The organism is Mesorhizobium sp. M1365, assembly GCF_040317865.1.
In the GTDB taxonomy this organism is placed as follows: Bacteria; Pseudomonadota; Alphaproteobacteria; order Rhizobiales; family Rhizobiaceae; genus Mesorhizobium.
Map to the genome: position 1 here is coordinate 1 of NZ_JAMYLG010000078.1, position 9,575 is coordinate 9,575.

The 9,575-nt window shown below is 56.3% G+C and carries 5 protein-coding genes and 1 pseudogene; 2 read left to right on the top strand and 4 right to left on the bottom strand.

Annotated elements, in window-relative coordinates:
- Positions 1 to 97: 97 nt before the first annotated feature.
- The 4 genes and pseudogenes from NKH04_RS32340 to NKH04_RS32355 all read right to left on the bottom strand — a co-directional run.
- A complete protein-coding gene (locus NKH04_RS32340) occupies positions 98 to 1,351 on the bottom strand; it encodes an ABC transporter substrate-binding protein (protein WP_353045551.1) in 1,254 nt (417 codons plus the stop codon).
- An 83-nt stretch (positions 1,352 to 1,434) separates the two neighbouring features.
- Positions 1,435 to 2,496, bottom strand: coding sequence for a LacI family DNA-binding transcriptional regulator (locus NKH04_RS32345; protein ID WP_353045552.1), 1,062 nt, complete (start codon positions 2,494 to 2,496; stop codon positions 1,435 to 1,437).
- 316 nt (positions 2,497 to 2,812) lie between these two features.
- Positions 2,813 to 4,078 (bottom strand): DUF6600 domain-containing protein, encoded by a 1,266-nt coding sequence (locus NKH04_RS32350; RefSeq protein ID WP_353045553.1) that lies wholly within the window; start codon positions 4,076 to 4,078, stop codon positions 2,813 to 2,815.
- Positions 4,079 to 4,282: 204 nt separating this feature from the next.
- A pseudogene (locus tag NKH04_RS32355) lies at positions 4,283 to 4,505 on the bottom strand (LacI family DNA-binding transcriptional regulator); the annotation flags it as partial.
- A 445-nt stretch (positions 4,506 to 4,950) separates the two neighbouring features.
- On the opposite strand from NKH04_RS32355, the gene NKH04_RS32360 reads away from it, so the two are divergent.
- Both NKH04_RS32360 and NKH04_RS32365 read left to right on the top strand, forming a co-directional pair.
- Entirely contained in the window at positions 4,951 to 5,481 is a 531-nt protein-coding gene (locus NKH04_RS32360) for a hypothetical protein (RefSeq protein WP_353045554.1), read from the top strand.
- Positions 5,466 to 9,464: an NACHT domain-containing protein gene (locus NKH04_RS32365; RefSeq protein WP_353045555.1), complete on the top strand. Its 3,999-nt coding sequence runs from the start codon at positions 5,466 to 5,468 to the stop codon at positions 9,462 to 9,464. Before NKH04_RS32360 ends, NKH04_RS32365 begins: the two co-directional genes overlap by 16 nt.
- Positions 9,465 to 9,575: the final 111 nt, after the last annotated feature.

Consider the following 9,575-nt stretch of genomic DNA (forward strand, 5'->3'; position numbering starts at 1 on the left):
TGTTGTTTGGTCCATATTTTTTTGTGGTGCGGCCCATTTCGCAGTGGACCCCAGCCGGACCTGCGGTCCTACCTCCCCTCGAGGGGGAGGTGGCGCTTTACTTCTGCGGCGCCGAATCGATGATCGACTGCATGGTTTCCTGCGCATTGGCGATGGCGCCGTCGACGTCTTCGCCGAAGAAGACCTCGTTCATCATCTGGTTCCACGGACCGTTGGCCGAGTTGATCAGGTCGTTGAACACCACCGAATAGGGCGTGCGGCCCTTGGCCATGGCCTCGGCGGCGACCTTGTAGCGCGGGTCGAGATCCTTCAGCGCCTCGTTGGCGATGTCGCCGCGCACCGGCAGGCTGCCGTATTTCGCCAGGATGGTCTGGCCCTCGAGCGAATAGGCGAAATCGAGGAACTCCTTCACCACCGCGACCTTGGTGGTGCCCTTGGTGACGACGAAATTATCGCCGCCGGCAAACGACGACCAGCCGCCGTCCTTGCCGGGCAGGAAGGTAATTCCGTAGTCGATATCGGGATATTGCGTGTTGAGCGCGCCGATGGCGAAGGCGCCGGACGGCGAGATGCCGATATTGCCGGTGGCGAAGGCGGCAAAGAAGTTGGAGCCGGTGTCGGTCTGCGCGCCTGAAGGCACCAGGTCCTTCTTGACCATCGAACGGTAGAGGTCGATGGCGCCGCGCATCTGCGGCGTGTCCAGTGTCGCCTTGGAGCCGTCCTCCGTCAGGATGTCGCCGCCCGACGCCCAGATCAGCGGCGTGAAGGTGAAGATGTTGCAGCCGCCGCAATTGCCGGAGAAGTAGAAGCCCTTGATGTCGCCGCCGAGCGCATTGACCTTTTCGGCGTCGGCTTCGATCTCGGCCCAGTTGGTCGGGCCTTTTTCCGGGTCGAGGCCGGCCTGCTTGAACAGCTTCTTGTTCCAGATCAGCACCGAACTATCGGCCGAGAACGGCAGCCCGTAGATGCGGCCCTTATAGGTGCCGGTCTTGACATGCGCCGGCGACAGGCTGGCGAAATAGGGCAGCGATTTCGCCCAGTCGGTGATGTCTTCCAGCTGGCCGGCGGCGGCGAAGGAGGGCGTATAGATCAGGTCGAGCGACAGCGCATCGGGTGCCGTGCCGCCGGCGGCGGCAGCACCGTATTTCGGAATGATTTCGGCGTTGGGGATGATGTCGAGCTTGATCTGGTTCTGATGCCCCTTGTTGAAGGCATCGACGACGCGCGGCATGAAGTTCGAGCCGTCGGCGCGCACCCAGATGTTGGCGGTGTCGGCGGCGGCCGGGCCGGCCGTTGCCAGCGTGCCCAAAATGCTCGCGGCGATGGCGAGCCCGGTAATGGTGGTTCTCATGCTTCTCCTCCACATGGTTTTAATTTAGCGTTTTAATTTAGCCGCGCCCCCAAGGGGGTGACTATCGACACGGCCCGTTTCGTTCAGCCGTCCGGCGGACGGCCGCATGACTGACGCACCACCAGCCGGCACGGCAGTTTTCTGATGCCCGGCTCGGCGGGTTCGCCGCCGACGAGCGAAAGCAAGGCAAGGCCGGCCTCGCGGCCAAGTGCTGAAAGGTTCATGTCGACCGAGGTCAGCGGCGGGCGCGTTGCCTCGGCGACGATCTGCCAATTGTCGAAACCGATGACGCCGACCTCGTCCGGCACGCAAATACCGCGCTCGCGCAAGGCGTCGATGACGCCGCGCGCGATCTGGTCGTTGCCGCAAAACACCGCATCGGGCTTTTCGCGCGTGCCGTCGAAACCCTCACCGTCGAACAGTTTTCCGACCGCCTCATGCCCCCAGGCTTCCGACCACTGGCCGAGCAGCGGCTCCATCACCGGCAGGCCTTTCTCGGCCAGCACCTCGCGATAGGCCTCGGCGCGGGCATGCACCACGGCAAAGCTCGCCGGACCGCTGACATGGGCGATGCGCCGACGCCCAAGCCGGCAAAAGTGCTCGACCGCCAGCCGCGCCCCGCCGGCATCGTCGGAGACAAAAGCGATAGCGCCGGGATCGGGCTCGGTGAAGGCGTAGATCGCCGGAATGCCGAGATTGGCGAGGTCGACCGGCAGATGGCGGTCGATGCGCTTGCCGGTGGCGATGATGCCGTCGACGCGCTTGTCGAGCATGGCATCGACATGCAGCTGGGCCAGGCGCGGGTCGTCCTCGACATTGCACAAAAACACCGAGACGCCGGCATCGACCAGCGCATCGGAAACGCCGGCCATCAGCGGCAGCGAAAAGCGGCCATAGGTGTCGTTGGTCAAAAGCCCGACGGTAAAGGAGCGCCGCCGCAACAGGCTCTGCGCCAGGCTGTTCGGGCGAAAGCCAAGCCGCTGCGCCGTCTCGCGAATACGGGTCCGCGTCTCGGCAGTCATCCGCCCCTGCCCGTTCAGCGCTTTTGAGGCCGTGGCCACGCTGACGCCGGCAAGTGCCGCCACCTCACGCAAGGTGACCGGCTGCTTGGCAGAAACAGGCGTTGGCTGCGCATCGGACGCCATGATTTGAATATCGATCCTCCCATTTGAGAAAAGCTTTTCTCTTATCGTCCTGCGAAGCGCTGAATGGTGAAGTCAGCGGATGCCGGCAGAGTTGGGAAAAGGTTTTCTCAAAAGGAAGATTAGGGGAAGGATGCAAGGATGGCAAGAGGGAATGGCCTGGTTACAGGCATGTTCGGCAGTCAAGTACGACTCGCTGCCCTGGGTCCAGGATCTGCCATGGCGGCCCGAAGGAAAGAGGGCGAGCAGCTTTGGCGTGCATTGCCGTTCAGCGGGCACCGCGATGGAATAATCGCGGTGCCGCAGTCTTCCCGCACGGCTAGCAGTTCTCAGTCTGTGGATCGCACGCCTTGTTTTTCTGTTTCTGTGGCTTGGGCTTGGCCGCCTGCTCGGGCTCGGCCTGCTGCGGCTCGGCGGCGGGTTGCTTCTTGGCCTTCGGTTTCTCGGGCTTGGCCGCCTGTTCCGGCTCGGCCTGCTGCTGCTCGGCGGCGGGCTGCTTCTTGGCCTTCGGCTTCTCAGGCTTGGCCGCCTGTTCCGGCTCGGCCTGCTGCTGCTTGGCGGCGGGCTGCTCCTTGGCCTTCGGCTTCTCGGGCTTGGCCGCCTTTTCGGGCTCGGCCTGCTGCTGCTCGGCGGCGGGCTGCTCGCCGACCTTCGGCTTCTCAGGCTTGGCGGTTTCTTCGGGCTTGGCCTGCTCGGTCGTTGCAGCGCCTTCGGTCGGCTTCGATTTCCGGCCAGCCTGAACCTGCTTCACCTCCTCGATGTCTTTGAGCTTAGCTGGTTTGGCCTTAGGGTCGGCTTTCACCTCGCCCTCAAAGACAGCGACCGTATCGTTTTCCAGTTTGCCGGACTGCTCGGGCGCGTCGGTCTTGCTGACCTTGACGGCAGTCACCTTCTGGTTCGTCTCCTTTTCGATCACATCGACATCAATGACTTTGTTGATCACCAAATTGTTCTGGATCGTCACGTCGCCGGCCGGTTCGGCCGCCTCGACAATGCGCACAAACTCCGGCTCATCACGAATAACGACCACAGAAATGTCCGCGGCAAGGAATTCGCGGGTGGGGACCACAACCCAGTAATAATCCGGCGTCGTGTCGAAGGTCACCTCGATTGAAATCAAATCCGGATCGCGGCGGGGCGGCAGCGGCGCCCAAATGATGTGCTCTCTGTCACGACGCCAACTCACCCATGCTGGCGCCCAGCGAGTGCCCGGAACCCAGTACCAGCCAATATCGTCGGCATAGCCCCACCGGCCGTAATGGTACGTCGCCCAGCCGAATGGCTCGTCGGACACCCAGAGCCAGCCATACTGCTCGGTATAGACCCAATGTCCAAGCGTATACGGACGCCAATCGTCAGGCACATCAACCGGCACGAAAACGGTCGCTCCGTGATACGAGACCCAATCACCATAGGAAGACAGGTCTTCGTAGAACGTGCTGATCGAAACGGTGGTGGCAGCCCTTGCCTCGGACACAAGCGACAATGGCGCAATTGAGTTGGGAATCTCGACGACCGGGAGCAGGCAGGCGGTTACGCCGCCCAGCATCAGTCGCACCGCATGTTGGGCAAGGACGCGTTTCATCGTATTCTTCCTCCGAAACAGATCGCCCTTCATCGTACAAACCCGTCGGCTGCCGGATTGTTCCACTTTGCTGACGTTACCCGCATCCCCTCCCGCAGCGGCTTGGCATCGCACGATGATATTTGGGATCAGAGTTGCTTCATGAGGGCGGTGACCGTCACAAATGCGCGCCGAAGGCGCGGCGATAGGTGGTTGGTCAGCGGGCCCGACGGTAAAGGAGCCGCTGCAACAGGCTCGGCGCCAGGCTGTTCGGGCTAAGGCCAGGCCGCGGCGCCGTCTCGCGAATCCGCTCGCGCGTTTCGGCGGTCATTCGCCCCTGCCCGTTAAGCGCTTTTGAGGCGGTGGCAACGCTGACGCCGGCAAGCGCCGCCACTTCACGCAGGGTGACAGGCTGCTTGGCGGGCGTTGGCTGCGCATCGGACGCCATGATTCGGATATCGATCCTCCCATTTGAGAAAAGCTTTTCTCTTACGGGCCTGCGGGTGCTGAATGGTGAGGTCAGCGGGTGCGGGGCAGTTTGGGAAAAGGTTTTCTCAGTGGGAGATTAGGGGAAGGTCGATGGGAAGGCAAGGGGATAACTTGGTTATGGGCGTGCCCGATTTCAGGCTCAGCGCCTGTCATCGACGACCGTTCTGCGCCATGGGCAGAAACGTTAGAACGCCAGACGATTCTTTGCGCGCGCTCCGCATAAACTGCGAAATGGAAAATCGTAGCTACGTCGAGAAGAATCTTGAATAACTAGAGGAAGAATTAATGGTTGAATCGACCGAACCTGGAATCAGCGTACCTTGCCCACCCCAGACATAAATTTTCGCAACATCCGAAAACATCGGAGCTCCCAGAACGATGGGTTTGAGGAGCTTACCCGCCAATTGGTGCTCGCAGACCCTCCGGAGAATTATGAAGCAATCGAAAGTCGCGGGCCTGGAGCTGACGGCGGGGTTGAGATACTGGTCAAATTTCCCGATGGTCGTGTTTGGGGCTGGCAAAGCAAATATTTCCCTGATTCATTTGCGGCGTCTGAGGTTGCTCAGCTCAAGAAATCGTTCAGCGCAGCGCTAGCGAATTTTCCCAAGCTGGAACGTTACTATGTCGCCGTTCCCAGGAATTTCTCAGGGCATGCCGAAGGGAACAACGACACTCAAACGAAAAATTGGAACGGCTTCAAGGAGGGGTGTGGCGATGAAGCTGCCAAGCTCGGCCGGTCGGTTTCAATTGAGCTTTGGGATGAAAGCTATTTCGTCGCTAGGTTGCAGCGCAATGATGCAATCAAGCTGGTATGCGGCTTTATTGGTTTGACGAAAAAGCTCTGGACCTTGAGTGGTTTCAAAATCAGTTGGCTAGGTCATTTGCCTATATCGGAAAGCGCTATCGCCCTAATGATCACGTGGAAGTCAGAATAGGCAATACGATCCGCGTACTGCGCCGAGACAGTAGCTTCGAACATCGTTTTTTGCGTCTTTCGCAAAACGTGACTGGCGCGATAGCCACCCTTCAATCGCTCGCAAATATGGATGGTGAAATCGGTCCGCTGAAAGAGCATTGCGCGAGCCTGACGAAATTTCTTGAGGAAAGTAGCGGCTCTTTGACGGGTTGCGATCACGGAGATTTATACGCACGTCTGTTGTCGGAGACTTTGCGCAAAGTTTCTGCGACTAGACGTGAAAATCCGTCTTATCGAGCCCTGATTGACGCCCAATACGAGCAACATGAGGAAACCCATCCGGAAACCGGCGAGAAGAAATCCTCATATGTGTTCTCTGGCGGGGTCCGAGACAAAATAAGAGATCTCGCCACGAAGATCGGAGAGGCATCATCAGAGTTTTCGTCACTGGAAATTGAACTGCTGCGACAACCCATACTACTGGTGGACGGAGAAGCAGGAATAGGCAAATCCCACCTACTCGCCAGCGAAGTCGAAACTCACGTAAAAAGCAGCAATCCTGCGCTATTCGTTCCCGCAAGGGTTCTGGATCACGGGGACAGACCGGAACAGGATTTGTTGCGCTACCTGGATATCGGTGATCTCAGATTCGAGACTTTCTTAGCCGCGCTCCATAGCGCCGCACTCGCGAACGGCAATCCAGTTCTCCTTGTGATCGACGGCTTAAATGAAAGCCTGTTTGCCAGGGGATGGGAATCGGGACTGCCAAGCCTCATCGCGCAAATCAAGAAATTCAGCCGCATCGCGCTTTGTGTCTCCATTCGCTCTTCCTACAGAGAACTTTGCATACGCTCGGGGCTGGATATATCCCAGATTTCGCACCATGGATTTAGAGGGCACCTTGGAGAGGCGGCAAAAGAATATCTCGACCGAAACGGGATCGAGCGCCCTTCGGCGCCGATCTTTGGCTTGAACGAAATCCTCTACAACCCGCTGTTTCTTTCGACTGCTGTGGATTTCATGAAAGCTAAGGGCCTAGTCTCATTTCCACGTGGCTTGGACTCTATTGCGACGCTGATATCCTTTTGGCTTGGCGCGGTTGAGCAAAACTTGATCACAAGGGGGTTTGATCGTATTTCACTGAACGACGGGGCGATTCCTAAAATAATGAAGAAGCTTGCGTCAGCAATGGCGATAAGCGGAAACGAATATGTTGCACATGAGATAGCATACAAGATTTGTGAGGATACAGTTAATCTGGCACCGCCGACAAAAGATAGCGAGCGGCTTTTGCCACGCTTAATAGACGAGGGCTTGTTGCTCGACTTTCCGTCGGCCGATTCGGAGAGCGGGAAACGCGTATCGTTTGCATTTCAAAAATTCAGTGATTACTTCGTGGCCGACGCGATAATCCGCGATTGCCAGGACCTCGAGACGCTCGCGAAAGAGCTGAAGGGCGATGGCAAATACGGATATCTATTTTCCGAAGAGCGGTACTATCAATTCTCTGGACCACGAATTGCACTTCTTGCTCTGACTCCTGCCCGACTTGGGCGAGAACTGCCGCTAATTGAAGAAAAATTTTTTGAACGCGTGCACATTTCGGTGGACGAATTCGTGTCATCACTGTCGTGGAGACAGGGCACGGACATTTCAGAGGAAACGGTAAGATTGCTGGAACGACAAAGACAAAGGAAAGGAAAAAAAGACCCATCGATCGATGATTATAAATGGTTTGACTTACTTCTGGAGATGGCGCCGCTACCAGACTGCCCCCTCAATGCGTCTTATTTAAAGAAAGAACTGGCGTCGTTACCACTTGATGAGCGAGATGCCAAATGGTCAGTCTATCTGGTCGGGAAGACCGAGACATACGACGATGATTGGTCCGCTGTACAACAACTGATTGACTGGGCCTGGGTTGCACCAAAGTCTGAAATTGAAGCGGAAAAGATCCATGAGGTGGCGACAGCACTCGCTTTGATGACCTCCACAACGGACAGAGAATTGCGGGATTGCGCAACCAAGGCTTTGGCAAGCCTGCTCGTTAAGTTTCCCGAGGAGATTCCGATATTGATAGGCGAGTTTGCCGAGTGGGATGATTCCTATGTCCGCGAGCGCGTCTTGGCCGCCGCTTCGGCTGGCGCCCTCTATTGCGTTGATATAGGTGTTCTGAAAGCTGCCGCGCTCGCAGCCGACCGCATGGTTTTCAATAGGCGCCCGGTGGAGCGCCATGCGTGGACAAGACGCTACGCTCAGATCATCGTTAATCATGCCGCATTTAACAACGTCGGCGTTAGCAAAGAACTCATAGCCAGGTCTGCTCCACCTTATTCGTCTGACTTGATATCGGACTGGCCGACTCTGGAGCAGATCGCAACGCATCATAAAAGCACCGGATCCATCTTCAGTTCGGTCGTCGGCTACATCAGCACGCCTTTTGATGGAAAGGCGCCCATGATGGCAGGAGACTTCGGTCGCTATACCATGGGCGGAATCGACAACAGTTTTTCGATGGCTGTTCGGGCAGGTCAACCTCCATTAACTCGCAAAGAGGAGATAGAGCTCTTTTGGGACAAGGTTGTTGCACTCGGTGCAAGCGCTCAAGACACCCATGCCGAACTCACCCGACTATCTGTGCTGCAGGAAAGGAGTGGGCTTTTCGATCTTATGGAATCTATCGGTGATCATGATAGTTTCCTAAAAGATGACGCTGTTCAAGAAATTGGCGGCCCGACTCTCGAAGAGCTTTATGCGGAAGCCGAGAATTCGCTTTTGGGGTTGTTGCCCGATGAATTGAAGGAAGAATACCAATGCCTTCAACCGCTAAACCGATTTCGAGAAAATGGAATCCCGATGTTTCCGCTTTTGAAGGGTCAATGCTGGGTTTTCAATCGGACGCTGGAACTTGGATGGCAACAATCCTTGCACGAGGAAATCGAAAAAAACCAGCTGAGATATTCCCATGGCAGGCATGACCACCAGGTGGAGAGAATTGGAAAAAAATACCAGCACATCGCGTTCGCCGAGCTAATCGGCTATCTGGCTGACCATCATTGGTACGTGGATTGGGGAAAGATACCGAGCGTTCTGATCCAGCTTGAAGATTTCGAACGTGCCGATATCGATGCGACGTATTTGAGCGGTTCATTCAGCAAGCCAGCTGGGACGTATATGCCGGCAGCAATACGCGTACCGGAAATGGCCTTTGTCCCTAGCAGCCCCAAAAGTAACATGGCCTGGACGAAAACTTTGGACGATATTCCGGTCCCAACACCGTTTCTCATCCAACCAGATATGGACGGGCACCAATGGTGTTTACATCGTAGCTTTTGCAGAAGTTCCGACTACATGAGAGGTTTTGAGTCGAGCGATCCATTTAGAAGCGCCCAATATGGAATAGAACTCATTCTCGTCAATCGCGAGGACTTGGGCAAATTGGGAAGCCTGACGACCGAAATAGTAAATCAAAACAGCCACGATGTGTTCGAGAACGGCTGGTCTTCGCCCTCCCTCTTCGGCCAGCGGAGCTTTAGGCACCAAGCCTCGACCCCAACTTTTTCCCTGTCATGCGACGCAGCCAATTTCAAATTTGGGCGAATTGCCGAGAGTTTTTCACCTAAATATAGTGAGTTTGATCGAAGTGGCGTTACAGAAGAGACAGGATTCTCGACGCCTCATCCCGCATTGTTGGCAGAGTTGAAGCTCCGCCCCAAGGATGGATGGTCGAATTTCTTTGTGACATCTGATGGCGGTCCCGCATTTTCCGACAGTCCCGAATTCTTAGCTGGCATCACAATTGTTCGACGCGACCTCATCGAGGAATTCGCAAGCAACCACAATTTGAAAGTTGTCTGGAGGGTGTGGGTCGAAAAGGACGGCGGTCTGGGAACCAATCATTTTAGTGCGCGGCATGATCAGTTTGCACGTAATGATTTTATTGGTTTTTTCTTTGAGGAAGGCGGGAAGTGGCAAGGAAAATTGATACCATTTCGAAGCTAGGTCGATTGGTGGTCAAGTCCGCTCCAGGTCGATAGTGTTGAAAAAGTCCGGGTTGCAGCAGTCCTGAAGCACTGATTCAATCTTCGTCGTAAGAGGAGATTGAGTCGATGA